This is a genomic window from Azospirillum soli (assembly GCF_017876165.1).
Taxonomy (GTDB): Bacteria; Pseudomonadota; Alphaproteobacteria; order Azospirillales; family Azospirillaceae; genus Azospirillum; species Azospirillum soli.
In genome coordinates, this window is record NZ_JAGINQ010000002.1 from 256,116 (window position 1) to 280,213 (window position 24,098).

General features: G+C 67.7%; 20 protein-coding genes. 12 read left to right on the forward strand and 8 right to left on the reverse strand.

The annotated features are described in order from the left end of the window. Positions 1-62 precede the first annotated feature (62 nt). The 4 genes from J2852_RS04235 (at position 63) to J2852_RS04250 (ending at position 5,519) form a co-directional block, all read left to right on the forward strand. Positions 63-1,310, forward strand: coding sequence for an aminotransferase class I/II-fold pyridoxal phosphate-dependent enzyme (locus J2852_RS04235; protein ID WP_209871421.1), 1,248 nt, complete (start codon positions 63-65; stop codon positions 1,308-1,310). A gap of 175 nt (positions 1,311-1,485) precedes the next feature. Further along, a complete protein-coding gene (locus tag J2852_RS04240) occupies positions 1,486-3,981 on the forward strand; it encodes a DNA translocase FtsK (protein WP_209871424.1) in 2,496 nt (831 codons plus the stop codon). 64 nt (positions 3,982-4,045) lie between these two features. Beyond that, positions 4,046-4,699 carry a LolA family protein gene (locus J2852_RS04245; protein ID WP_209871427.1) on the forward strand — a complete coding sequence of 218 codons (654 nt, stop codon included), beginning with the start codon at positions 4,046-4,048 and terminating at the stop codon, positions 4,697-4,699. Between the two features lie 199 nt (positions 4,700-4,898). Then, on the forward strand, positions 4,899-5,519 hold the full coding sequence (locus J2852_RS04250) for an HdeD family acid-resistance protein (protein ID WP_209871430.1): 621 nt from the start codon (positions 4,899-4,901) through the stop codon (positions 5,517-5,519). A 16-nt stretch (positions 5,520-5,535) separates the two neighbouring features. Here J2852_RS04250 and speE read toward each other — a convergent pair whose 3' ends face one another. Both speE and speD read right to left on the reverse strand, forming a co-directional pair. Further along, the gene (gene speE, locus J2852_RS04255) at positions 5,536-6,384 is read right to left on the reverse strand and encodes a polyamine aminopropyltransferase (protein ID WP_209871433.1); all 849 of its coding nucleotides are present in this window, start codon (positions 6,382-6,384) and stop codon (positions 5,536-5,538) included. 8 nt (positions 6,385-6,392) lie between these two features. Continuing rightward, on the reverse strand, positions 6,393-6,902 hold the full coding sequence (gene speD / locus J2852_RS04260; RefSeq protein WP_246499286.1) for an adenosylmethionine decarboxylase: 510 nt from the start codon (positions 6,900-6,902) through the stop codon (positions 6,393-6,395). Between the two features lie 308 nt (positions 6,903-7,210). Here speD and J2852_RS04265 point away from each other — a divergent pair, with 308 nt between their 5' ends. The 4 genes from J2852_RS04265 (at position 7,211) to J2852_RS04280 (ending at position 12,904) form a co-directional block, all read left to right on the forward strand. Continuing rightward, positions 7,211-8,908 (forward strand): sensor histidine kinase, encoded by a 1,698-nt coding sequence (locus J2852_RS04265; protein WP_209871436.1) that lies wholly within the window; start codon positions 7,211-7,213, stop codon positions 8,906-8,908. Between the two features lie 26 nt (positions 8,909-8,934). Beyond that, entirely contained in the window at positions 8,935-9,654 is a 720-nt protein-coding gene (btsR, locus tag J2852_RS04270) for a two-component system response regulator BtsR (RefSeq protein ID WP_209872104.1), read from the forward strand. A gap of 59 nt (positions 9,655-9,713) precedes the next feature. Beyond that, positions 9,714-11,999 carry a formate C-acetyltransferase gene (gene pflB, locus J2852_RS04275; RefSeq protein ID WP_209872107.1) on the forward strand — a complete coding sequence of 762 codons (2,286 nt, stop codon included), beginning with the start codon at positions 9,714-9,716 and terminating at the stop codon, positions 11,997-11,999. Positions 12,000-12,142: 143 nt separating this feature from the next. Beyond that, positions 12,143-12,904 (forward strand): gamma-glutamyl-gamma-aminobutyrate hydrolase family protein, encoded by a 762-nt coding sequence (locus tag J2852_RS04280; protein WP_209871438.1) that lies wholly within the window; start codon positions 12,143-12,145, stop codon positions 12,902-12,904. Positions 12,905-12,968: 64 nt separating this feature from the next. On the opposite strand, the gene J2852_RS04285 is transcribed toward J2852_RS04280, so the two are convergent. Continuing rightward, on the reverse strand, positions 12,969-13,475 hold the full coding sequence (locus tag J2852_RS04285; protein WP_209871441.1) for a MarR family winged helix-turn-helix transcriptional regulator: 507 nt from the start codon (positions 13,473-13,475) through the stop codon (positions 12,969-12,971). A gap of 358 nt (positions 13,476-13,833) precedes the next feature. Here J2852_RS04285 and J2852_RS04290 point away from each other — a divergent pair, with 358 nt between their 5' ends. Then, on the forward strand, positions 13,834-14,517 hold the full coding sequence (locus J2852_RS04290; protein WP_209871444.1) for a fumarylacetoacetate hydrolase family protein: 684 nt from the start codon (positions 13,834-13,836) through the stop codon (positions 14,515-14,517). Between the two features lie 10 nt (positions 14,518-14,527). After that, the gene (gene xth, locus J2852_RS04295) at positions 14,528-15,322 is read left to right on the forward strand and encodes an exodeoxyribonuclease III (RefSeq protein ID WP_209871447.1); all 795 of its coding nucleotides are present in this window, start codon (positions 14,528-14,530) and stop codon (positions 15,320-15,322) included. Between the two features lie 128 nt (positions 15,323-15,450). Here xth and J2852_RS04300 read toward each other — a convergent pair whose 3' ends face one another. From J2852_RS04300 to J2852_RS04320, 5 genes are read right to left on the reverse strand one after another with little or no spacing between them, the layout of a single operon-like run. Continuing rightward, positions 15,451-16,032, reverse strand: coding sequence for a histidine phosphatase family protein (locus J2852_RS04300; protein ID WP_209871450.1), 582 nt, complete (start codon positions 16,030-16,032; stop codon positions 15,451-15,453). Next, complete coding sequence (locus tag J2852_RS04305; protein WP_209871451.1) at positions 16,029-17,201, reverse strand: glycosyltransferase family 4 protein; 1,173 nt, start codon at positions 17,199-17,201, stop codon at positions 16,029-16,031. The genes J2852_RS04300 and J2852_RS04305 overlap by 4 nt, the downstream gene beginning before the upstream one ends. Positions 17,202-17,240: 39 nt before the next feature. Further along, a complete protein-coding gene (locus tag J2852_RS04310; RefSeq protein ID WP_209871454.1) occupies positions 17,241-18,251 on the reverse strand; it encodes a GGDEF domain-containing protein in 1,011 nt (336 codons plus the stop codon). A 15-nt stretch (positions 18,252-18,266) separates the two neighbouring features. Then, on the reverse strand, positions 18,267-19,553 hold the full coding sequence (locus tag J2852_RS04315) for a glycosyltransferase family 4 protein (RefSeq protein ID WP_209871457.1): 1,287 nt from the start codon (positions 19,551-19,553) through the stop codon (positions 18,267-18,269). After that, a complete protein-coding gene (locus J2852_RS04320; protein ID WP_209871460.1) occupies positions 19,550-20,779 on the reverse strand; it encodes a glycosyltransferase family protein in 1,230 nt (409 codons plus the stop codon). The genes J2852_RS04315 and J2852_RS04320 overlap by 4 nt, the downstream gene beginning before the upstream one ends. A gap of 154 nt (positions 20,780-20,933) precedes the next feature. Here J2852_RS04320 and J2852_RS04325 point away from each other — a divergent pair, with 154 nt between their 5' ends. Further along, positions 20,934-23,582 (forward strand): ABC transporter ATP-binding protein, encoded by a 2,649-nt coding sequence (locus J2852_RS04325; protein WP_209871462.1) that lies wholly within the window; start codon positions 20,934-20,936, stop codon positions 23,580-23,582. A 58-nt stretch (positions 23,583-23,640) separates the two neighbouring features. Next, positions 23,641-24,096 (forward strand): cyclic nucleotide-binding domain-containing protein, encoded by a 456-nt coding sequence (locus J2852_RS04330; RefSeq protein ID WP_209871465.1) that lies wholly within the window; start codon positions 23,641-23,643, stop codon positions 24,094-24,096. Positions 24,097-24,098 lie beyond the last annotated feature (2 nt).

The window sequence follows — 24,098 nt, forward strand, 5'->3', positions numbered from 1 at the left end:
GATTCGTACGGGTCACGCCGTATGGGCAAACTCGGCCTTTTGGGAAAAGGATCTGCGGCGGCATGTCCACACCGGACCTCGGCATTTCTGCTCTGGGCAACGACCGGCTCGACCGGCTGACCGACTATCCCTTCACCCGGTTGGCGACCCTGCTGTCCGACGTGCGCCCCCGCGCCAACGTCGAGCCGATCATGATGTCGGTGGGCGAGCCGCAGCATAAGCCCCCGGCCATCATCGACGAGACGCTGCGCGCCAACGCGCATCTGTGGGGCAAGTACCCGCCGGTCGGCGGCACGCCGGAGTTCCGCGCCGCCGTCGGCGACTGGCTGACCCGCCGCTATTCCCTGACCGCCGGCCTGTTCGACGCCGAAACGTCGGTGCTGCCCGTGTCCGGCACGCGCGAGGCGCTGTTCCTGCTGGCCCTGCTGGCCGTGCCGCAGAGCAAGGCGGGCCGGCAGCCGGCCGTTCTGATGCCAAACCCCTTCTACGCGCCCTATGAGGGTGCCGCCCAACTGGCCGGGGCCGAGCCGGTATTCCTGTCGGCGACGCGCGAGACGGGCTTCCTGCCCGATCTGGACACGCTGACGCCGGAGTTGCTGGAGCGCACCGCGCTGTTCTACCTGTGCACGCCGGCCAACCCGCAGGGTGCCGCCGCCGACGCGGCCTATCTGGCGCGCGCCATCGGTCTGGCCCGCCGATACGGCTTCATCCTGGCGGTGGACGAGTGCTACGCCGAGATCTACCTGGACACGCCGCCGGTCGGCGCGCTCCAGGTCGCGCAGAGCCTGGACCACGGCGGCCCAAACAACAGCAAGGGGCCCTGGGCGAACCTGCTGGTCTTCCATTCCCTGTCCAAGCGGTCGAGCGCCGCCGGCCTGCGTTCCGGCTTCGTGGCCGGCGACCCGGATCTCATGGCGCGCTTCTCCCGCCTGCGCAGCTACTCCAACGCCGGCATGCCGCTGCCCGTCGTCGCGGCCAGCACCGCGCTGTGGCGCGATGAGGCGCATGTGGAGGAGAACCGCGCGCTCTACCGTGCCAAGTTCGAGGCGGCCGAGGCGTCGCTGAAGGGCCGCTTCGGCTATTACCGGCCAGACGGCGGCTTCTTCCTGTGGCTGGACGTCGGCGACGGCGAGGAGGCAACGCGCCGCCTGTGGGCGGAGGGCGCCATCCGCGTGCTGCCCGGCGCCTATCTGGCCCGCAACAATCCGGGCGAGCCGAACCCCGGCGCATCCTTCATCCGCGTGGCGCTGGTGAACGACACCGAAACCGTCGCCCAGGCCTGCGCGGCGATCGCGCGGATTCTCGCCTAAAGAACCTTCTTCACCGTCATTCCCGCGAAGGCGGGAATCCAGGGCGCCTCGACAGGTTCTCGAATGGCCCTGGATCCCCGCCTTCGTGGGGATGACGGAACGGCAGAGCACCTGAGTTCCGCGAAAGCCTCTCTCTGGAAGAGGCTTTTGGCGCAGCACCGAGGGACGTCAACCCATGGCCCGACCCGTAAGCCCCCGCGGCGGAAGCGGCAAATCCTCCGGACGGCCGGAGAAGCCGCCCTTCTTCTCGCCCGCCATGCGCGCCTTCGTGGTGGCGCGGGCGCGCGAGCTGATGGGATTCGCGCTCGGCATCGTCGGGTTGATGCTGATGGTCATCCTCGGCAGCTATCACCCCGGCGACCCGTCCTGGAACGCCGTCCCCGCCGCCGGGGCCAAGACGCACAACCTGTTCGGCCTGTTCGGCGCCTATATGGCCGACCTGCTGATCCAGGCGCTGGGCTGGGCCGCCTATCTGCTGGCGCTGGTGCCGATGGTCTGGGGCTGGCGGCTCAGTTTGCAGAAGAACGTCGGGCATCCGCTGTTCCGTTGCGTGCTGGCGCTGTGGGGCGTGCTGCTGGTCGCCATGCTGCTGGCCGGCATGTCCAACGGCGACGAGGATCCGTTGCGCGGCCATCCCGGCGGCAGCTTCGGCATCGTCCTGCTGGACGGCGTCAGCAACCTGCTGTTCGGTGGCGGCGGGCGGTCCACGGTCGCCACGGCGGCAGGTGCGGCCGGTGGCTTCATCCTGTTCATCGCCATGGGCCTGTCGATCGGCGAGTGGCTGACCAGCTTCCGCCAGCTCGGCAGCGCCTTCGGCTCGCTCGGCCGTGGCGCCCGCGCCGGTGCGGCCCTGGTCGGCCGGCGCGGTGCCGAGGCCGCGCGCACCGCCGCCCGCCAGACCGGCGAGCTGCTGCGCCGCGAGCCGAGCTTCGAGACCGCCGGCACCGCCCCCCATTTCGGCGACGAACCGGCGGCGGGTGAGGAGCCCGGCGCGCGACGCGCCCCGCGCCGCGCCATCGAGGTCGCGACGCCGGAGTCCCGCGCCGAAGAGAAGGAGCGCCCCGCCCCCGTCGTGACCAGCGCCCCGAAGACGAAACCCGCCGAGCCGGTGCGCCGCAGCACCCCCAAGCAGGCCGCCCTGCATCTGGAGGAGGCCGACGGTTACGAGCTGCCGCCGCTGGACCTGTTGCAGGTCGTCCCCACCGGGTCGCGCGGCGAGCAGGTGGACGAATCGGCGCTGCGCAGGAACGCCACCGTGCTGGAAGGCGTGCTGTCCGACTTCGGCGTGCGCGGCGAGGTGCAGAAGGTCCACCCCGGCCCGGTCGTCACGCTGTACGAGCTGGAGCCGGCCCCCGGCACCAAGTCGTCCCGCGTCATCGGCCTCGCCGACGACATCGCCCGCTCGATGAGCGCGGTGTCCGTGCGCGTCGCCGTGGTGCCGGGCCGCAACGTCATCGGCATCGAACTGCCCAACGCCAAGCGCGAGACCGTGCTGCTGCGCGAGCTGATGGCGTCCGACGCCTTCGACAAGAGCCCCGGCAAGCTGGCGCTGGCGCTGGGCAAGGACATCGGCGGCCAGCCCATCGTGGCCGACCTCGCCCGCTTCCCGCACCTGCTGGTCGCCGGCACGACGGGTTCGGGCAAGTCGGTGGCGATCAACACGATGATCCTGTCACTGCTGTACCGGCTGCCGCCCGACCGCTGCCGCTTCATCATGATCGACCCCAAGATGCTGGAGCTGTCGGTCTATGAGGGCATCCCGCACCTGCTGACGCCGGTGGTGACCGATCCGAAGAAGGCGGTGGTCGCGCTGAAGTGGACGGTGCGGGAGATGGAGGACCGCTACCGCAACATGTCGAAGCTCGGCGTGCGCAACATCGAAGGCTACAACGCCCGCCTGCGCGAGGCCCGCACCGAGGGCGAGTCGCTGACCCGCCGCGTGCAGACCGGCTTCGACCCCGACACCGGCAAGCCGATTTTCGAGGAACAGCCGCTCGACCTGAAGGAGCTGCCCTACATCGTCGTGATCGTCGACGAGATGGCCGACCTGATGCTGGTCGCCGGCAAGGACATCGAGGCGGCGATTCAACGCCTTGCCCAGATGGCCCGCGCCGCCGGCATCCACCTGATCATGGCGACGCAGCGTCCCTCCGTGGACGTCATCACCGGCACGATCAAGGCGAACTTCCCGACCCGAATCAGCTTCCAGGTCACGTCGAAGATCGACAGCCGCACCATCCTGGGCGAGCAGGGTGCCGAACAGCTGCTCGGCCAGGGCGACATGCTCTACATGGCCGGCGGCGGACGCATCACCCGCGTGCACGGCCCCTTCGTCTCGGACAACGAGGTCGAGCAGATCGTCAAATTCCTGAAGGCCCAGGGCGAGCCCAACTACGTGGACGCCATCATCGAAGAGGACGACGAGGATTCCGCCTCCTCGCTGGACGACGGCGGCACGGCCGGCGGCGGTTCGGGCGACGACCTCTACGACAAGGCGGTCGCCGTGGTCTGCCGCGAGCGCAAGGCCTCCACCAGCTTCATCCAGCGCCAGCTGCGCATCGGCTACAACTCCGCCGCCCGCCTGATCGAGCGCATGGAGGCCGAAGGCGTCGTCAGCAAGCCCAACCACGCCGGCAAGCGCGACGTTCTGGCGCGGAATATTGAGGATTAGCGTTCTTGGAAGCCGGGACTTGGCGCCTTATTTCCGCCCGGACCATCCTGTAAAAGCTGGGACCATGAAGACCGTGTTCCGCCGCATCCTCACCGCCGCCGTTATTGCCCTCGCCACGGTGAGCGCGCCCGCCGTCGCCGCGCCCAAGCCGGCCGCCCTGTCCGCCCAGGATCAGGCGACGCTCGCCCGCGTGGAGGAGTACCTGAACAGCGTCCACACGCTGCAATCCAAGTTCATCCAGGCGGCGCCGAACGGGCATCAGACCACGGGCACCTTTTACCTGTCGCGGCCGGGCCGGATGCGGCTGGAATACGATCCGCCGGTGAAGGACTTCGTCGTCGCGGACGGATCGTTCCTGTTCTACTGGGACGGCGAGATGCGCCAGCAGTCGAGCGCGCCCATTGGCTCCACGCTCGCCGACTTCATCCTGCGCAAGGAGGTGCGGCTGGCCGGCGATGTGACCGTCACGGACGTGTTCCAGGCGCCGGGCGTGGTCGAGGTCAGCCTCGTCGAGACCAAGGATCCCGGCAAGGGCACCCTGACCCTGGTGTTCGAGGACCGGCCGTTCCAGCTGCGCAAGTGGCGGGTGCTGGACGCCCAAGGCCTGACCACCGAGGTGGCGTTGGTCAACCCGCGTGCCGGCGTCCAGTTCGACGCGAACATGTTCTACTTCAAGGAACCCCCGAAGTCCGGCTCGCAGTACGGGCGGGGGAACTGACCGGTCTTTTCTGTTGGATATCAACACCTCTCTATCGTCATGACCGGGCTTGACCCGGTCGTCCACACCAGCACGGGCACGCTCCAAGGTGGCCGTGGATGCCCGGCTCAAGGCCGGGCATGACGTTACAGAGAGGTGCGCAACCAAATTTTAGCCGTCCTGTTGCCGTTGGCGTGTACAACGCAACGGGAGACGAACCATGACGCGAGTTCAGGCTTACGACGCCGAACGCGTCCAGAACATGAACGACACGCTGGCCCGCAACTGGTGGGCGATGGCCCTGCGCGGGGCCGCCGCCCTTTTGCTGGGCGTTCTGGCTTTCCTGCTGCCGGCGGTGACGGTCGCGACGCTGGCGATTATGCTCTCCGCCTATCTGCTGGCGGACGGGGTGCTCGCCATCGTCGCCGGGGTGCGCGCCGCCCGCGCGCAGGAACGCTGGATGCCCTTCATCCTGGAAGGTGTGGCAAGCCTGATCGCCGGCGCGCTCGCCCTGTTCTGGCCGATCGCGAGCCTGTTCGCGTTGGTCTGGCTGATCGCCGCCTGGTCGGCCATCACCGGTTTCGCCGAGATCATGAGCGCGTGGCGCATGCACCGCACCCACGGCAAATGGGCCTGGGGCATCGCGGGGGCCATGTCGGTGCTGTTCGGCATGGGCATGTGGGTGCTGCCGGCGCTGGGCCTGCTGGCGCTCGCCTGGGGTGTCGCCGCTTATCTGCTCGCCTTCGGGGCGCTGACGCTGGCCACCGCCTTCCGGCTCCGCCGTTGCCACCACGATCGCGGCAGCCACCACGGAACCGGAACGGCGGTGCCCGCCGAGTAACCCTTGCTGGCGATCCTTACTTCAGCGCCGCCAGCACATAGGCCGGAAGGGCGAAGCTGGCGGCGTGGATCTCCGGCGTGTAGTAGCGGGTGGTCAGGCCGGCCGCCTCGAAGCGCGGCCGGATCGCCTCGGCCGTCTGGCGACGGAGATCCGCGTCGTCGGTCGCCCAGCCGAAGGCCATGAAGCCGCCGTAGTAGCTGGGCACCGGCGCCACGAAGAAGCTGGCGTCCTTGAACAAGCGTCCCAGCCGCTGGTGACTGTCCTTCAGCTCCTGCGGCTGGAAGAAGGGCACCCCGTTCTGCGTGACCAGCACGCCGCCGGGCGTCAGCCGCGCCTTGCAGTCACGGTAGAACTCCTCCGTGAACAGCACCGCCCCCGGCCCGTGCGGGTCGGTGGAATCGACGATGATCACGTCGAAACTCTCGTCCGTCTCCTTCATGAAGGCGCAGCCGTCCGCGATGACGAGGTTGGCGCGCGGATCGTCGAAGGCACCGGCGCTGATCGACGGCAGATGCTCCACCGACAGATCCACCACCGTGCGGTCGATCTCCACCATGGTGACGCGCTCGACCGTCTTGTTCTCCAGACAGCGGCGCAGCATGCCGCCGTCGCCGCCGCCGACGATGGCCACGCGCCTGGCGCGCCCATGCGCCAGGATCGGCACATGGGTGAGCATCTCGTGATAGATGAACTCGTCGCCCTCGGTGGTCTGGATGACCCCGTCTAGAGCCATGACGCGGCCCAGAACGGGGTTCTCGAAGATCACCAGATCCTGAAGATCGGTCTTGTCGCGATAGAGGACGCGGCCCATGCGGAAGCGCTGGGCCACGTCCCCGTACAACGTCTCGTCGTACCAGTCGCTCATGGCGGGGTTTACGACTCCGTTTCGCCGCGCAGCAGCTCGTCGCATTTGACGGCGGTCGGCTTGAAGGCGCGCTCCAGCACCGGAATGGCCTTCAGCGGCTGGGCGTCGCCGCACATGAAGATGTCCAGCGCGGCGTAGCCCCGCTCCGGCCAGCTGTGGATGCTGATGTGCGATTCCGCCAGAACGGCAACGCCCGAGATGCCGCCGTTCGGCGTGAAATGGTGCAGGTGGATGTGCAGCAGCGTGGCACCGGCCACCTCGACCGCCTCGATCAGCGTGGCGCGGACATGCTCAAGATCGTCCAGCCGCTCGGCACCCCACAGATCGACGATCAGGTGGGTTCCGGCGAAGACCTTGCCGTCGCGCGCGATGAAGTGGTCCTTCCGGTCGTCGTGGGTTTCCTTCCACGGACCGGTGGTGACGTTCGTACGTTCAGCGCCGTGACCGTTGGCGTGGACCTTCCTCGGAGCGTTTTCCAAGTCCATCCCTTCCTTCGTCGCGCGCAAAACCTGCCGCATTTCAGACAACCTCCTGGAGCTTCGTAAAACACACGCGGCCCTTCCCAACACAACGCGACAGGCGTCGGCTCGTCACGGCCAAACGCGGCAATGTAGTGATGAACTCGGCAAAGGTGAAGCCATACGTACTCGCATATTTGCGGAATCACGCCGCTAACGCTTTTTGGACGCCGCGACGAAGTCCCTTCAAGGTTTCTTGTGGGGCCACTGGGCGTGTTATATATCAGTTTCTTGTTTTCGGCCATTCCGACGCCCTTTCAACCGCTTAAGGCGAGACGGCGGGCGGCCGCTGCTTTCCGGAAAAGCCCATGATCGCCGAGCCGTTCGCCCTCGTCCTCTCCCTGCTTCAACAGATGTGCGTCTATCTGGTGATCGCCTATCTGCTGAGCCGGACGCCGCTGTTCCTGCCCCTGATGCATGTCACGGTGCGCTGGCCGCACCGGCTGGCCTGCTACCTGATCTTCTCGATGTTCTGCATCATGGGGACCTATTTCGGGCTCCAGATCGACGATTCCATCGCCAACACCCGCGCCATCGGCGCGGTGCTTGGCGGCATCTTCGGCGGCCCGTCGGTGGGCGTGTCGGTGGGGCTGACCGGCAGGCTGCACCGCTATTCGCTGGGCGGCATGTCGGCGACGGCCTGCGCCATCTCCACCGTGTCGGAGGGGCTGATCGGCGGGCTGGTGCACCGGCACATGGTTCGCCAGGGCAAGATCGAGCCGCTGTACGCCCCCATGCGCGTCGGCGCGGTGACGCTGTTCGCCGAGGTGATCCAGATGCTCATCATCCTCGTGGTGGCGCGCCCGTTCGACGCGGCGGTCCATCTGGTAGAGGTGGTGTCGGCGCCGATGATCATCGCCAACACGCTGGGGGCCGGGCTGTTCATGCGCATCCTGCTCGACCGCCGCGCGCTGATCGAGAAGCAGTTGAGCGCCTTCTCCGCCAAGGCGCTGAAGATCGCGGCGCGCGCCGACGGCCTGCTGCGCAGCGGCTTCAACCAGGAAAACAGCATGCGGGTCGCCCGCATCATTTACGAGGAAACCGGCGTCGGCGCCGTGGCGATCACCAACCGGGAGAAGCTGAAGGCCTTCATCGGCATCGGCGACGACCACCACCTGCCCGGCACGCCCATCACCTCGACCCAGACGCAGCAGGCCATCGCGAACAACCAGGTGCTCTACGCCGATGGGAACGAGGTGGCCTACCAGTGCTCCATCGACCCGCACTGCCGGCTGGGCGCCTCGCTGGTGATTCCGCTGGTCGGCGAGGACAACAGCGTCATCGGCGCCATCAAACTGTACGAGCCGAAGACCAAGATCTTCTCCACCATCAACCGCATGCTGGGCGAAGGCATCTCCAAGCTGCTGTCCGGACAGATCCTCGCCGGCCGCTACGAGCAGCAGAAGATGCTGCTGGCCCAGTCGGAGATCAAACTGCTGCACGCGCAGGTCAACCCGCATTTCCTGTTCAACGCGCTGAACACCATCTCCGCCGTGATCCGCAAGGACCCGGAACGGGCGCGGGAGCTGGTGCAGAACCTGTCCACCTTCTTCCGCAAGAACCTGAAGCGCCCCAGCGAGAATGCCTGCCTGGGCGACGAGATCGAGCACGTGAACGCTTGCTTGCAGATCGAACTGGCGCGCTTCGCCGGTCGCCTCGCCGTGGAGATCGACGTGCCCAAGGATCTGCGCCACGTCCGCCTGCCGGCCTTCTCGCTCCAGCCCGTGGTGGAGAACGCCATTAAGCACGGCACCTCGCAGCTTCTGGACAGCGGTCAGGTGCGCATCACCGCCCGGCGCGACGGCGGCGGCGACCTGCTGCTGTCGGTGGAGGACAACGCCGGCCTGTACGAGACCAAGCCCGGCGGCGACGGCCTCGGCATGACGCTGGTGGACCGGCTCATCCGAAACCGCCATGGCGACCGGTACGGGGTTGTCGTCGCCTGCGAACAGGACGTTTCGACCCGCGTCCCCCTGCGCGTTCCCCTGGAGGCAGTCCCCGCATGAGCCCAGAAAGCATGATGCTCGAGAGCATGATGAAGGTTCTGATCGTCGATGACGAACCGCTGGCCCGCGAGGAATTGCGGCGTCTGCTGGACGAGGCGCCCGACATCGCCATCCTGGGCGAATGCGCCAACGCCATCGAGGCCATCGGCGCCATCAACCGGCAAATGCCCGACGTGGTGTTCCTCGACATCCAGATGCCGCGCGTCAGCGGTCTGGAGATGCTGAGCATGCTCGACCCCGAGCGGATGCCGCGCATCGTCTTCCTGACCGCCCACGACGAATACGCCGTGCAGGCTTTCGAGGAGCACGCCTTCGATTACCTGCTGAAGCCCGCCGACCCGGCGCGGCTGGAAAAGACGCTGCAACGGCTTCGCCGCGAACGCGCGCCGCAGGACGTCCGCGTTCTGAAGGGGGCGGCGAAACTGCGCCAGATCCCCTGCGCTGGCCACAACTGCATCACCCTGATGAAGCTGGAGGACGTGGAGTACATCGTCTCCCGCCCGGCCGGCGTCTATGTGGTGGGCGAGGACGGGCAGGAGCGCTTCACCGAACTGACCCTGCACACCCTGCAGGAAAAGAGCACCTTCTTCCGCTGCCACCGCCAGTATCTGGTGAACCCGGAGCGCATCCAGGAGATCCGCTTTCAAGAGGGCGGGCTGGCCGAGCTTCAGACCACCGGCGGGCACAGCGTCCCAATCAGCCGCCGCTTCCTCGGCCCGCTGAAGGACCAGCTGGGGATCGGGTGATCCTGCTCACCGGCCGCAGTCCAATCGGCGGCTCCCCCTTCACCATGAAGGTCACGACCATGGACACCCTGTTGACGGAAGCGGTTGTCGAATCGCTGGTTCCCGCACCGGCATCCAATCCCTGGCGGCACTTCGCCGGGGGCGTCTGGCAGCGCGAGGTCAACGTCCGCGACTTCATCGTCAAGAATGTGCGGCCCTACGCGGGCGACAGCGCCTTCCTCGCCGGCCCAACCGGCAAGACCAAGCTCCTGTGGGACAAGGTCACCGGCCTGCTGAAGCGGGAGCGCGCCGCCAAGGGCGGCGTGCTCGACGCCGACACCGAGGTCTTCTCCTCCATCGTCAGCCACGCTCCCGGCTACATCGACCGCGAACTGGAGCTGATCGTCGGCCTGCAAACCGACCAGCCCCTGAAGCGCGCCATCATGCCGTTTGGCGGCTGGCGCATGGTCAAGAACGGCCTGGAGGCCTACGGCTACACCCCCTCCCCCAAGCTGGAGGAGACCTTCCCCCGCCTGCGCAAGACCCACAACGACGGCGTCTTCGACGTCTACACCGACGAGATGCTGCGCTGCCGCAAGTCCGGCGTCATCACCGGCCTGCCCGACGCCTACGGGCGCGGCCGCATCATCGGCGACTACCGCCGCCTCGCCCTGTACGGCGCCACCTTCCTGATCGCCGACAAGAAGGCGCAGCTGAAGTCCCTCGACCTCGACCAGATCACCGAGGAGACGCTGCGCCTGCGCGAGGAGATCAACGAGCAGATCCGCGCGCTTCAGGAACTCGTGCAGATGGCGTCGAGCTACGGCTTCGACGTGACCCGCCCGGCCGCCACCGCCCAGGAGGCGGTGCAGTGGACCTATCTGGCTTATCTGGCGGCGGTGAAGGAGGCCAACGGCGCGGCCATGTCGCTGGGCCGCGTCTCCAGCTTCCTCGACGTCTACATCGAGCGCGACCTCGCCGAGGGCACGCTGTGCGAGGTCGAGGCCCAGGCCCTGATCGACCAGTTCGTCACCAAGCTGCGCCTCGTGCGCTTCCTGCGCACGCCGGAGTACGACCAGCTGTTCTCCGGCGACCCGACCTGGGTGACCGAGTGCATCGGCGGCATGGGCCTGGACGGCCGCCCACTGGTCACCAAGAACAGCTTCCGCGTCCTGCAGACCCTGCACAACCTCGGCCCGGCGCCCGAGCCCAACCTGACCGTGCTGTGGTCGGAGCGGCTGCCCGACGGCTTCAAGGCGTTCTGCGCCGAGACCTCGATCACGACCTGCTCGGTGCAGTACGAGAACGACGACCTGATGCGGCCGTACTGGGGCGACGACTACGGCATCGCCTGCTGCGTGTCGGCGATGCGCATCGGCAAGCAGATGCAGTTCTTCGGCGCCCGCGCCAACCTCGCCAAGACGCTGCTGTACGCCATCAACGGCGGCAAGGACGAGGTTTCGGGCGAGCAGGTCGGCCCGGCCTTCGCGCCGGTCACCGGCGACGTGCTGGACTACGACACGGTGATGGCCCGGTTCCTGCCGATGATGGAGTGGCTGTCCAAGGCGTACATGAACACGCTGAACGCCATCCACTTCATGCACGACAAGTACATGTACGAGCGGCTGGAGATGGCGCTGCACGACCGCGACGTGCTGCGCACCATGGCCTGCGGCATCGCCGGGCTCTCGGTGGTGGCCGACAGCCTGTCGGCGATCAAGCACGCCAAGGTGTCGGTGATCCGCGACGAGCGCGGCCTGGCCACCGACTTCGTCATCGAAGGCGACTACCCGGCGTTCGGCAACAACGACGCGCGGGTCGATGACATTGCGGTGTGGCTGGTCGAGACCTTCATGGGCCTGCTGCGCAAGCAGACGACCTACCGCGACGCGGTGCCGACCCAGTCGGTGCTGACCATCACCTCCAACGTGGTGTACGGCAAGAAGACGGGCAACACGCCGGACGGCCGCAAGGCCGGCCAGCCGTTCGCGCCGGGCGCCAACCCGATGCATGGGCGCGACAGGAAGGGCGCCATCGCTTCGATGGCCAGCGTGTCCAGGCTGCCCTACGCGCACGCGCAGGACGGCATCAGCTACACCTTCACCATCGTGCCCGGTGCCTTGGGCCCGACCGCGGGCGAGCGGGTGGACAACTTGGTGGGGCTGCTCGACGGCTACTTCGGGCAGGGCGGGCACCACATCAACGTCAACGTGTTCGACCGCGAGACGCTGCTGCACGCCATGGATCATCCGGAGCTGTACCCGCAGCTGACCATCCGGGTCTCCGGCTACGCGGTGAACTTCATCAAGCTCACCCGCGAGCAGCAGATGGACGTCATCAACCGCACCTTCCATGCAAAGCACTGAAGATAACTGACCAATGACACCACGACGCTCGTCCCCCTCCCTTCATTGGGGGACGGGCATCGTGCTGTGGTGCATTCGGCGACGGGCGCGCATACTTCTGGAAGAATCGCGTTCCAAAGCCCACGCCGGAGCCCTCCCCCGTGATGACCCGCAAGCCCCTGATCGGCATTCCCGCCTGCGCCCGCATGATGGGCGAGCATCCCTTTCACGTCGCCGGCGACAAGTACGTGCGTGCGGTGTCCGATGGGGCGGGCGCACTGCCGATGCTGATTCCGGCGCTGGGGACGGCGCTGGACATCGACGATCTGGTGGAGCGACTCGACGGCCTTCTCGTCACCGGCAGCCCGTCGAACGTGGAACCGCAGCATTACGGCGGCGCGCCCAGCGAGCCCGGCACTCTGCACGACCCGGCGCGCGACTCCACCACCCTGCCCCTGATCCGTGCGGCGCTGGAAAAGGGCGTGCCGCTGCTGGGCATCTGCCGTGGATTGCAGGAGCTGAACGTGGCGCTCGGCGGCACGCTGCACCAGCGCGTGCACGAGGTTCCCGGCCACGGCAACCACCGCGAGGACAGGGAGGCGCCGCTGTCCGTCCAGTACGGCCCGGCGCACAGCGTCCACCTGACGCCGGACGGCGTGCTGTCCGGCCTCGCCCATGGCGCGGCGGAGGTGCGGGTCAATTCCCTGCACGGGCAGGGCATCAACCGGTTGGCGGATGGCTTGATCGTGGAAGCGACGGCCCCGGACGGCCTTGTCGAGGCGGTGCGGGTGGCGGGTGCGCCGGCCTTCGCGCTGGCGGTGCAGTGGCACCCGGAATGGCGCTTCTGGGAGGACCCGCTGTCCACGGCCCTGTTGCGGACCTTCGGATCCGCCGCCGCCGAGCGGGCCCGGCGGCGGTGTTCCTGAACAATACACGCCCAAAACTGTTGCCGAACCTCGCGTGCCTAAAAAACGGGCACGCGGTCCGCGCTCAGCCAGCCTTGGAGACGCGGCGCAAGAAGTCGATGAGTTGGGCCTGTTCCTGCTTGGAGAGGTCCTTGACCATCGCCTGATCGTGGGCCTCGATGCGCGGAATCAGCTCGTCCAGCAGCTTTTCACCCTCCGGCGACAGGCGCAGCGCGTAGGAGCGGCGGTCGTTCGGCGAGGGGGCGCGGATCACGAGGCCGCGCGACTCCAGCCGGTCGATGACGGCGACCATGGTGGAGCGGTCGATGCCCACCGCAGAGCCCAGATCGGACTGCGACAGGCCCTCGTTCTCCTTGATCATGATCAGCACGCCGAACTGGCCGGGCGTGATGTCGTGCGGCGCCACCGCGTTCTGGAAGCTCTGGAAAACAGCCACCTGCGCCTTGCGCAGATTGTAGCCGATCAGCTCCGGCAGAGGGCCGAGAGCCATCTTTCCAGTCTTGCTGGGACGCTGGCGAGTCCGCCGTTCGGGGGTCGTGGGACGCTCGATGTCGGTCAACGTGAGAGCCATGAATTATTGACTTGTCAGTTTGACGGATAAAATGCAGGCAGTTGCTACTTTTGTCAGCAAGAACTATGCGTTCCACCTGATATGCATGGCTCGCATGCGTGTTGCGCATTGGTTCCGCCAACGGGCGGGGCCACCTGTAGACACAAGAAGTGGTCGCTGACGCGATCGCCCGCGACGTGGTTTTCCCCTGCCGCTCACGGGCTCCCGAACGGAGCTTCCGACGCCCGGTCCCCCCCAGACCGGGCGTCTTCGCATCCGGTCCCTGGTGTGACGTTCGAGCCTTTCAGGACTTGGTGGCCGGCCGGCTTTCCGGTAGGTGTTGGAGAGCTTGCCCACCCCGAAGACTGAAAGGCGCGCCATGGCCTACGCCGTTCCCCTGTGGTCCCAGCCCACGGTTCCCGTGGCCGGCGGCGACCCGTTCCCGGTCCGCCGCATCTACTGCGTCGGCCGTAACTACGCCGCCCACGCGCGGGAGATGGGCGCCGATCCGGACCGTGAGCCGCCCTTCTTCTTCACCAAGCCGGCCGACGCCGTTGTCGCTGATGGCGGCACGGTGCCCTACCCGCCCGCCACGTCCAACCTGCACCACGAGATTGAGCTGGTCGTCGCCATTGGGCGCGGCGGGCGCGACATCCCGGTGGAGTCGGCGCTGGAGCATGTCTACGGCTACGCCGTCGGCCTCGACATGACGCGCCGCGACCTGCAGAACGCCGCCAAGAAGGAAGGCAAGCCCTGGGACATGGGCAAGGGCTTCGACCATTCGGCCCCGTGCAGCGCCATCCGCCGCGCCGCCGACATCGGACACCCGGCCAAGGGCGCGGTGACGCTGTTGGTGAACGGCGAGCTGCGTCAGAAGGGCGACCTGTCCGACCTGATTTGGTCCGTTTCCGAAACGATCTCGTACTTGTCCGGCTTGGTCGAGCTTCAGCCCGGCGACCTGATCTACACCGGCACGCCGGAGGGCGTCGCCGCCGTGACGACCGGCGACCGGCTGGAGGGCGCCGTGGAGGGCGTCGGCACCCTGACCGTCACCATCGGCTGAGCGGCGGTCCATGCGCATTGCCACTTGGAACATCAACTCCGTCCGCATGCGGATGGAGCTGTTGCTGCGCCTCATAGACGAAGCGCAGCCGGACGTGATCTGCCTTCAGGAAACCAAGGTGGTGGACGGGGATTTCCCCTTCGCCCCTCTGGCCGACAAAGGCTACGTCCACGCCCACGTGCACGGGATGAAGAGCTACAACGGCGTCGCCATCCTGTCGAAGCTGCCTTTCGCGTCCCGCGACGTGCAGCATTGGTGCGAAAAGCAGGATTGCCGCCACGCCCTGGCCGAGCTGCCGGGCGGGATCGAACTGCACTGCGTCTACATTCCGGCGGGCGGAGACATTCCGGACCCGGAACAAAATGACAAGTTCGCCCACAAACTTCGTTTCGTTGACGAAATGACTGAGTGGTGGGGAACGCGCCGCGGCCCTGATCGGCGCATGGTGCTGGTCGGTGATCTGAACATCGCTCCGCTGGAGCAAGATGTCTGGAATCACAAGGAGTTGCTGAAGATCGTCTCGCACACGCCGATCGAGGTTTCGAAGCTGACGGCCATGCAGCGCTCCATCGGCTGGGTGGACGCCATGCGTCATTTCGTTCCCGAAACGGAAAAGCTCTACACGTGGTGGAGCTATCGTGCAAAGGACTGGGCCGCCTCCGACCGTGGCCGCCGCCTGGACCATGTGTGGGTGACGCCGCCCCTGAAGGATGCCCTTCAGGGCATGAAGGTGCTTCGCGAGGCCCGCGGTTGGGAGCCCAAGCCGTCTGACCACGTGCCGGTGATCGTGGACCTAAATGTTTGAAAGCAAAGCCCTTCTCTCCTCGGGGGAGAAGGGTTGGGATGAAGGGGCGGCCGCAGGCCGGAAAACTGTCGCGGTGCTGGCGTTTCCCCCTCACTCTATCCTCTCCCCAAGGGAAGAGGGAAAACTCATCATTCCGATATCGAAACGTTCATTGCCATCACGGTCGGCGTGCCGTCCGGTGCGAGGCGGAACCGGTGGAAGCAGCCATCCACCAGCCGGTCCGCCGGCTTGGCGATCATGTCCCAGCCCGTCGCCAGCGCGTAGAGCGCGCGCATGACGCCGTTGTGGGCGACGGCCCCGGTCGCCCTGCCCTCCGCCGCGACCTCGGCGAGCCAGGGTTTCAGCCGGTTCTGCACGTCGCGCGGGCTTTCCCCGCCCGGTGGCCGGAAGTCGAGGCCCATTCGTTCATGCTCCGCCGACAGCAGCCCGCCCGCCCGCAGCTCGTCCAGCAGGCGGCCTTCCCAGTCCCCCCAGTTCATCTCGACCAGCCGGGGTTCCGGTGTCGGATCCAGACCGAGGAGCCGCGCCGTCTCCCACGCGCGCCGCTTGGGGCTTGTCACCCAGCGGTAGGACAGGGCGTCCGGCGGCAGGCGCCAACCCGCGACACGGACGCGGCCGGCGTCGGACAGGGGTTCGTCGATGCTGCCCTGGAGGCGGCGCTCGGCGTTCCAGGCCGTTGGTCCATGGCGCAGAATGATCAGATCGGTCATGGCTTTCCTTTAAGCGCAACATGCTGAACCAAATTGTCCAGCACGCGCACGGCGTTCGAGACATCATGCTCGGCGACGGCGATTTGGCGCGCCGCGTCCCCATAGGCGCGGCGGCGCTCGGGATTTAAGATCAACACATTGATCGCATCGGCGAAAGCCGCCACCTCGCTAACGGGCGTCAGCAATCCAGTGACGGCGTGACGTACAATGTCGGGCACGCCGCCGGTGTTCCCCGCGACTACCGGCAGTCCGGCGGATTGCGCCTCCAGCAGAGCCATGCCATAGGCCTCGTTCACCGCCGGCCAGACCATCAGGTCGCACGCGGCGTAGAGGCCGGGAAGCTCGGCCGCGTCGCGTTGCCCGAGGAAGTGCGTTGCCGTGCCGTCGAAAAGGGATTCGATGGCTCCGCGTTGCGGTCCGTCGCCGACCACCAGCAGACGCCATTCCGGTGTCAGCGTACTTGCCCCCACCCCAACCCTCCCCCGCTTTGCGGGAGCGGGAGACAGGCGCCGTATTGCCTCGGCCAGGATGGCGTAGGAGCGCTCCTTGTCGCCGCCACGCATCATGCCGACCGCCAACAGCCAGGGTACATTTGTTGGCAGGCCGTAACGATCAGCCAAAGCTTGTCGGGCGGACTCACGCGGGACGGCGAACAGCTCCGTTTCGACGAAGGGGCGTAGGCGCACCAGACGGTCGGGCGAGTCGAGCAGAGGCAACACGCCCTCCGCATCGTGGCCGGCGAGGTTGATCACAGCCGCCGCCTGCCGGATCGCCGCTTCGGCCGCGCGGTGGCCGGCGGCGAAGGGGCCGGTGGCCTGTTTGGGCGCGAAGGACGCCTCCGCCACCACATAGGGAATGCCGAAATGCCGGCTGACCGCCGGGCCGATCCAGTCCGGGGCCTTGTGGTAGAGGTGGTAGGTGAACCAGAGGTTCGGTGGATCGTCGCGCCAGCGCATGATCAGACGGCCGGCGCAACGCGCGCCCAGCACGGCCAAACGCTTGGCCCGGCCAGAGATGCGGCCGTCGTCCCAGCTGCGCAGGGTGCAGGCCAGGGTCACCTCGTGCCCCCCTGCTTCCAGGGCAGCCATCAGCAGGCGGGCCATGCGGCGGTCGCCAGAGGGCACCGGGTGGGTGGGGGCCTTCAGCGGCGCGTAGAAGGCGATGCGCATCTCCGCTCCCGCAGCTCCCGTCGTTTCGAAGAAAGGCGCTTAGAAGAAGGAAACGTCCACCTCGTCGATCACGCGGTTCCGGCCGGCGTCCTTGGCGCGGTACAGCGCCTCGTCGGCGCAGGACAGCAAGGCGTCCACGCTGCGCTCCCCCGCCCGGCAGGAGGAAATGCCGATGGACACGGTGAAGCGGACCTCCTCGGTCCCCGCCTTCACGACCAGTTCGGCCATGCTGCGGCGGATGCGTTCGGCCACCATGCGGGCGCCGCCCATATCGGTTTCCGGCAGCAGGACCGCGAACTCCTCGCCCCCCATGCGGCCCAGCAGATCGCTGGCGCGCAGTTCGGCCTCGCAGGCCTGGGTGAAGGCCTTCAGCGCCTCGTCGCCCACGGCGTGGCCGAAGCTGTCGTTGATGCGCTTGAAATGGTCGATGTCGATGGCGAGCAGGCTGGTCGGCCGGCCATGGCGGCGGGCGTGGGCGACCTCGCGCTCGGCGACCTCGAAGAAATGGCGGCGGTTGAAGGTGTTGGTCAGCGGGTCGGTGATCGACAGGTGCCGCAGCCGCTCCTCGCTCTCCTTCAGCTGCGTCACGTCGTTGATCATCACGTAGATGACCGGCAACCCGTCCCAGGGCAGCGGCGACATGCTGACCTGCACGCGGATGCGCCGCCCGTCCACCGACAGCACCGCCCCATCCTGCGAGCGGATCAGCTCATGCCCGCGCAGGCAGCGGGTGAAGAAGTCGCGGTGCGCCTCGGCGTCCGCGCTCTCCACGAAATCGAGATAATGGCGCCCGATCAGCGCTTCGCCATCGGCCCCCAGAATGCGCGCGGCTTCCTGATTGGCGAAGACGATGCCCATTTCCTGGTGAATCAGCAGCCCGGCCGGCAGCAGGTCGAGAAGATCGCCCAGCTTGCTGCGCGTCACCGACAGCTCGTGGCTGGTGACGACGGCGTCGGTGTCGTCGTCCAACTCGAAAAAATCGAGCGGGGCCGCTGCGGTGATGTCGGGAGCAGTCGCCATGATGCTGGTCTGGTGGCGGAACGCGCGCACTCTACAGCCCGCCCTTCATGGGTGCAACGCACAACAGGGAGCTGACGCGGTGACGTTTGTATGCCCTTCGTCCCCCGTAAAGCGCCGATACAGCCGGTCGATTCCCGCGTCGCAGCCGAAGTCCCGGCGGACGCGTGCCGCCCCGGCCGTGCCCAGCGCAGCGCGGCGGGCGGGGGTGCGGATCAGCGACTCCAGCGCTGCCGCCAGGGCGGGCACATCCTCCGGCTCCACCAGCAGGCCGGTCACCCCGTCCTCGATCAGTTCCGGCACTGCCGCCGCGCGGGTGGAGACGCAGGGCAGCGCCTGCGCCTGCGCTTCCATCAGCACGTTGGGCAGCCCGTCGCGGTCACCGTCCCGCGCGGTCCGGCAGGGCAGCACGAACAGGTCGGCGCGCCGGTACTGCGTGATCACCGCGTCCTGCGCCTTCGCACCGAGCCATTCGACCCGGCCGGTCAGGCCCAGCCGCTCCGCCTGTTCCTTCAGAGTTGCCAGACGCTCGCCCCCGCCGACATGCAGCCAGCGCCAGTGGAGGTTGGGAGGAAGCCGGGCCAGCGCGTCGAGCACGAGATCCAGCCCCTTCTTCTCCACCGCCCGCCCGACCGACAGCAGGAGCACCGGGTCGGCCGGGTCGGAGCCGTCGCGCGGCGGCCGGGCGGCGGGCGGGTCGGGGAAGCGGGCGAAGTCCAGCCCGTGGTACAGCAACTCCACCCGGCCCAACTCCATTTGGCCCGCCTCCGGTGCCAGCGCCGCGAGATGCGCGTGACCGAGCGCGGTGCAGGTTACGCCCCAGTGCGCCTCGGCCAGCTTCTCGCGCTTGTCCCAATCGGGGGAGGTCCAAATGTCCTTGGCGTGGGCGGAAAAACTCCAGGGCAGGCCGGTCAGCAGCGCGGCGTAGCGGGCCACGCTGGCCGGCGTGTGCAGGAAATGGCTGTGCAGCCACGTCACGTCGGCCGGCAGTTCCGCCGCCAGGACACAAGCCTGCCCGAAGCGGCGCGCCCGGTTGCGCGTGGGGTCGCGGCGCAGGTCGGCCGTCCAGGCGGACACCGCCCTACTCCACCCCGGCCGGCGCCGCGCGGCCCATACCGCCCGCGCCACCCGCCCCGGCGCGTCGTGCAGATATTCGGGGAGATAGAGGACCGGCGCCGTGACGCGGTAGTTCAGCTCGTGCACCGCTGTGTCGGTTGGTTGACGCAAACTGACGATGACTTGACGCAAGCCCCGCCGCTCCAACCCCAGCACTTCCTGGGCGATAAAGGTTTCCGACAGGCGCGGCCAGCCCTTGACGATGACCGCCACGGTCATGCGGCGCTCCCGGAGGCGAAACCAGTGGCGAAGCGCCTGGGCGGCTCGCGTTGCGGCAGGTAGCGGCCGGCGAGGTCGTTGACCGTCTCAAGCCCGTCCAGCAGGCCGGGCACGCGCACGGCCGAGGGTGGCGCCTGCCAAGGCAGCCGGCGCAGCGCCGCCGCCATGGCGCCGGGATCGCGAATACCGTCGTCCATCAGCATGGAGACCAGCCCCAAGTCCTGCGCGCGGGCGGCACGGATGGTCTGTTCGCGGCGCGGCTTCTCGCGCGGGACGATCAGCGCCCGCTTGTCGAAGGACAGGATCTCGCAGAAGGTGTTGTAGCCGCCCATGGCGACCACCCCGACCGCCCCCAGCATCAGCCGCTCGATCCGCGCCTCGAAGGCCGTGGCCTCGACCTTGGGCAGGGCGTCGGCGCGGGCCTGAAAGTAGGCCTGGGCGTCTGGCTGCATGAAGGGGCCGAAGACCAACACGGCGCGGTAGGGAATGTCGGGATCGCTCTCATAGGCGCGTAGCACCCAATCGATCAGCGCTTCCCCGTCCCCGCCGCCGCCGGCGGTGACGAGGATGTAGGGCTCCTCCGGGATGCCGGGCAGGTGCGGACCGGGGGCCGGGGCCGTGCGTTGCAGATAGCCGGTGTAGACCATGCGGGACCGCACCGTGTCCGGCACCTCGATCCCCTCCAGCGGGTCGCAGATCTGCGGCAGGCCGTAGACCCACAGCTCGTCGTAGAGTTCCTCCAGGGCGGGCATGACCTTCTTGCGCTCCCACTCCGGGACGAGCAGGGCGGGTTCGTCCATCACGTCGCGCAGGCCCAGCACCAGGGGCACGCCGCGCCGCTTCAGGTCGTGCAGCGTCTCGCGCACCTCGCCGCGCAGGCCCAGCGGTTCCTTGTCCACGATGAACAGGTCGGGCTGGTACGCCTCCGCCGTGTGGCGGATCAGCGAGGCCCGCATCGCCAAAATTTCCTCGATGTCCAAATGCAGGTTCAGCGCTGTGTATTCCCCATTGCGCAGCTTGATGACGCCGGGGATGCGCACGAAGTCCACCCGCGCGCGAAAATCGAAGCTGCCGACGATGGGTGAGCCGGACAGGATCAGCACGGACAGATCCTTGTACCGCTCCACCAGCGCGTGGGCGATGGCGCGGCAGCGGCGCAGGTGGCCCAGCCCGAAGGTATCGTGGCTGTAGATCAGAACGCGGCCGGACGTCGGGCGATCGCTCATCGGCACTCTCCGCTTCCGCATGGCCGCTTCCACAGGGCCGTGAAATCCGCTCCCATAAAAAATGCGCAAACCCGGCCCTCTCCCGCCATGCAGCAAAGGAGGTAAGGTCTCTGCCTCCTCCGCGCACCCGCCGTCTCCTTGGTAGGATGGCGCCATGGAATCCAGCATCTACCGCTTCATCGTCCGGCACAGCGCCCGCCAGCAGGTCGTGCTAACGGGGATGACGCTGGCCTCCTTCCCGTTCCTCTACGCCTCGCTGGATCTGCCCAAGCGCATCGTCAACGAGGCCATCGCGGGCAAGAAGGTGCCGGAGACCTATTTCGGCCTCCACCTCGACCAGACCGATTACCTGTTCGTGCTGAGCGGGCTGTTCCTGGCGCTGGTGGTGATCAACGGCTGGTTCAAGTACGTCATCAACACCTACAAGGGGCGGCTGGGCGAACGGATGCTGCGCCGCCTGCGCTACGAGCTGTATGTGCGGGTGCTGCGCTTTCCCCTGCCCCGCTTCCGCAAGATGTCGCCGGGCGAGATCATCCCGATGATCACCGCGGAGGTGGAGCCGCTGGGCGGCTTCATCGGCGACGCCATCGCCGTCCCGGTGTTCCAGGGCGGCACGCTGCTGGTCTACATCGCCTTCATCTTCATCCAGGACCCGGTGCTGGGGGCGGCGGCGGTGTCGCTGTATCCCCTTCAGGGCTGGCTGATCCCGCGCCTGCAACGCAAGGTCAACCAGCTGGGCAAGCAGCGCGTGCGCGCCATGCGCCAGATCTCCGACCGGGTGGGCGAGACGGTGTCCGGCATTCAGGAGGTGCACACCCACGACGCAGCATCCTGGCATCTGGCCGACCTCAGCCACCGGCTGGGCGACGTCTACGACATCCGCTTCCAGATCTATCAGCGCAAGTTCTTCGTCAAATTCCTGAACAACTTCATCAACCAGCTGACGCCCTTCTTCTTCTATTCCATTGGCGGCTATCTGGTGATCCGGGGCCAGCTGTCCTTCGGCGCGCTGGTGGCGGTGCTGGCCGCCTACAAGGACCTCGCCGCACCCTGGAAGGAGCTGCTGGACTGGTACCAGCAGAAGGAGGACAACCGAATCAAGTACGAGCAGGTGGTGGAGCAGTTCCACGTCCCCGAATTGCTGGACGAGCGGCTGCTGACCGCCGACGAGGACATGCCTCTGAAGGGCACCCTCGCCTTCCGCAACGTCACCTTCGGCGAGGACGGCGGCGCGCGGGCGCTGGAGGCGGTCAGCTGCGACATCCCCCTGGACAGCCACACCGCCGTGGTGGGCACCGGCTCCGGCCGGGACGAGCTGGCGCAGCTGGCGGCGCGCGTGCTGTTGCCGTCGGCCGGGCAGATTCGGCTGGGCGAGCGCGACTATGCCACCCTGCCCGACAGCGTGACCGGCCGCCACGCCGCCTATGTGGGGGCGTCGCCCTACCTGTTCTCCGCCTCGCTGCACGACAACCTGATCTACGGCCTGCGCCACCGCCCGTTGCGCCCGCCCGAGAAGCGTGACGAGAATCCCGGCGAGATGGCCGAGCGCCACCAGCGCCGGCTGATGGAATCGCAGCTGTCGGGGAACGCCACCTACGACCTGCGCGCCGACTGGATCGACTACGCCGCCGCCGGCTGCGACGGGCCGGAGGATCTGAAGCGCCGCATTCTCCAGATTCTGACGCTGGTGCATCTGGACGAGGACGTCTACGCCATGGGCCTGACCCGCACCGTCGACCCGGACCGGCGCCCCGACGTGGCCGCCCGCGTGCTGGAGGCGCGCGAGGCGATGCGCACCGTTCTGGACAACCCCGACCTCGGCCGGCTGGTCGAACGTTTCGACCCCGCTCGCTACACCCTGAACGCCAGCGTGGCGGAAAACCTGCTGTTCGGCACACCGGTCGGCCCGGTCTTCCAGCCCGACGCGCTGGCGGCCAACCCCTACGTACTGCGTGTGCTGGACAAGGTCGGCCTGACCGACACCTTTCTGGAGGCCGGGTACAAGGTGGCCGAGACGATGGTGGAGCTGTTCGCCGGCCTGCCGCCGGGGCACGAGTTCTTCGAGCGCTTCTCCTTCATCGGCTTCGCCGAACTGCCGGACTATCAGGCCATCCTGGCGCGCAGCGCGAAGGAGGGCCTCCGCGCCCTGAAGCCGGAGGAGCGGGCGCGGCTGATGGCCCTGCCCTTCCGCCTGATCCCGGCGCGGCACCGCCTGGGCCTGATGACGCCGAAGATCGAGGCGCAGCTACTGGAGGCCCGGCGCGTCTTCGCCGCCGACCTGCCGGCGGATCTCCGCGACTCGGTCGCCTTCTTCGACCCGGCGGCCTACAACGCGGCGGCCAGCATCCAGGACAACATCCTGTTCGGAAAGCTGGTTTACGGTCAGGCCCAGGTGCATTCCAAGGTCGGCCGCATCCTGGCCGAGCTGGTGGACCGGCTGCACCTGCGCGACACGGTGATCGAGGTAGGGCTCGACCACCCGGTCGGCGTCGCCGGGTCCCGCCTGTCGGCGGCGCAGCGGCAGAAGGCGGCGCTCGCCCGCGCGCTGCTGAAACGGCCCGACCTGTTGGTGCTGAGCGAGGCGACCAGCGGCCTAGACGGGGCCAGCCAGAACCGGGTGCACAGCGCGATCCTGGAGGAGATGCGCGGGCGCGGCCTCGTCTGGGTGCTGCACCGCGCCAGCTTCGCCAGCGCCTTCGACCGCGTGATCGTCCTGAAGGATGGGCGGGTCGCCGAACAGGGACGCTTTGAGGAACTGAACAAACCCGGCACACTGTTGCATGAACTGATGGCGGCGGAATGATGCCAGCCCAACAACGCCTTGGCCCCTAGCGCCAAAGAGCCAGGAGGAGGCTCAACCCATGAGCATCGCGCAAGAAGTCGAATGCCTGCGCAAGATACCGATGTTCGCCAACGTCGAGATTTCCAAACTGAAGCTTCTGGCCTTCACCAGCGAGCGGGTGACCTACAAGCCCGGCGAGGTTCTGTTCCATCAGGACGAGATGGGGACTTGCGCCTTCATCATCCTGAGCGGCGAGGCGGAGGTGGAGGTGCGCACCCCCGCCGGCCCGCTCGCCGTCGCCACCCTGGGGGCGAGCGAGATCGTCGGCGAGATCGCCATCCTCTGCGACGTGCCGCGCACCGCCACCGTCCGCGCGCTGTCCGAACTGGACGCCCTGTGCGTGCCCAAAGACCATTTCCTCCAGATGATCGCCGATTTCCCGCAGATGGCCTTGGAGATCATGCGCGCCCTGGCCCATCGCCTGGACAAGACCACCGGCCGGCTGCGCGAGGTGCTGAGCGGGCAGGGGGTGTGAAT

What these genes read in the sequence shown, in the direction of transcription:
- J2852_RS04235 (WP_209871421.1), top strand. Translation starts at nt 63, where the DNA reads ATGTCCACACCGGACCTCGGCATTTCTGCTCTGGGCAACGACCGGCTC.
- J2852_RS04240 (WP_209871424.1), top strand. Translation starts at nt 1,486, where the DNA reads ATGGCCCGACCCGTAAGCCCCCGCGGCGGAAGCGGCAAATCCTCCGGA.
- J2852_RS04245 (WP_209871427.1), top strand. Translation starts at nt 4,046, where the DNA reads ATGAAGACCGTGTTCCGCCGCATCCTCACCGCCGCCGTTATTGCCCTC.
- J2852_RS04250 (WP_209871430.1), top strand. Translation starts at nt 4,899, where the DNA reads ATGACGCGAGTTCAGGCTTACGACGCCGAACGCGTCCAGAACATGAAC.
- speE (WP_209871433.1), bottom strand. Translation starts at nt 6,384, where the DNA reads ATGAGCGACTGGTACGACGAGACGTTGTACGGGGACGTGGCCCAGCGC.
- speD (WP_246499286.1), bottom strand. Translation starts at nt 6,902, where the DNA reads ATGCGGCAGGTTTTGCGCGCGACGAAGGAAGGGATGGACTTGGAAAAC.
- J2852_RS04265 (WP_209871436.1), top strand. Translation starts at nt 7,211, where the DNA reads ATGATCGCCGAGCCGTTCGCCCTCGTCCTCTCCCTGCTTCAACAGATG.
- btsR (WP_209872104.1), top strand. Translation starts at nt 8,935, where the DNA reads ATGATGAAGGTTCTGATCGTCGATGACGAACCGCTGGCCCGCGAGGAA.
- pflB (WP_209872107.1), top strand. Translation starts at nt 9,714, where the DNA reads ATGGACACCCTGTTGACGGAAGCGGTTGTCGAATCGCTGGTTCCCGCA.
- J2852_RS04280 (WP_209871438.1), top strand. Translation starts at nt 12,143, where the DNA reads ATGACCCGCAAGCCCCTGATCGGCATTCCCGCCTGCGCCCGCATGATG.
- J2852_RS04285 (WP_209871441.1), bottom strand. Translation starts at nt 13,475, where the DNA reads ATGGCTCTCACGTTGACCGACATCGAGCGTCCCACGACCCCCGAACGG.
- J2852_RS04290 (WP_209871444.1), top strand. Translation starts at nt 13,834, where the DNA reads ATGGCCTACGCCGTTCCCCTGTGGTCCCAGCCCACGGTTCCCGTGGCC.
- xth (WP_209871447.1), top strand. Translation starts at nt 14,528, where the DNA reads ATGCGCATTGCCACTTGGAACATCAACTCCGTCCGCATGCGGATGGAG.
- J2852_RS04300 (WP_209871450.1), bottom strand. Translation starts at nt 16,032, where the DNA reads ATGACCGATCTGATCATTCTGCGCCATGGACCAACGGCCTGGAACGCC.
- J2852_RS04305 (WP_209871451.1), bottom strand. Translation starts at nt 17,201, where the DNA reads ATGCGCATCGCCTTCTACGCGCCGCTGAAGGCCCCCACCCACCCGGTG.
- J2852_RS04315 (WP_209871457.1), bottom strand. Translation starts at nt 19,553, where the DNA reads ATGACCGTGGCGGTCATCGTCAAGGGCTGGCCGCGCCTGTCGGAAACC.
- J2852_RS04320 (WP_209871460.1), bottom strand. Translation starts at nt 20,779, where the DNA reads ATGAGCGATCGCCCGACGTCCGGCCGCGTTCTGATCTACAGCCACGAT.
- J2852_RS04325 (WP_209871462.1), top strand. Translation starts at nt 20,934, where the DNA reads ATGGAATCCAGCATCTACCGCTTCATCGTCCGGCACAGCGCCCGCCAG.
- J2852_RS04330 (WP_209871465.1), top strand. Translation starts at nt 23,641, where the DNA reads ATGAGCATCGCGCAAGAAGTCGAATGCCTGCGCAAGATACCGATGTTC.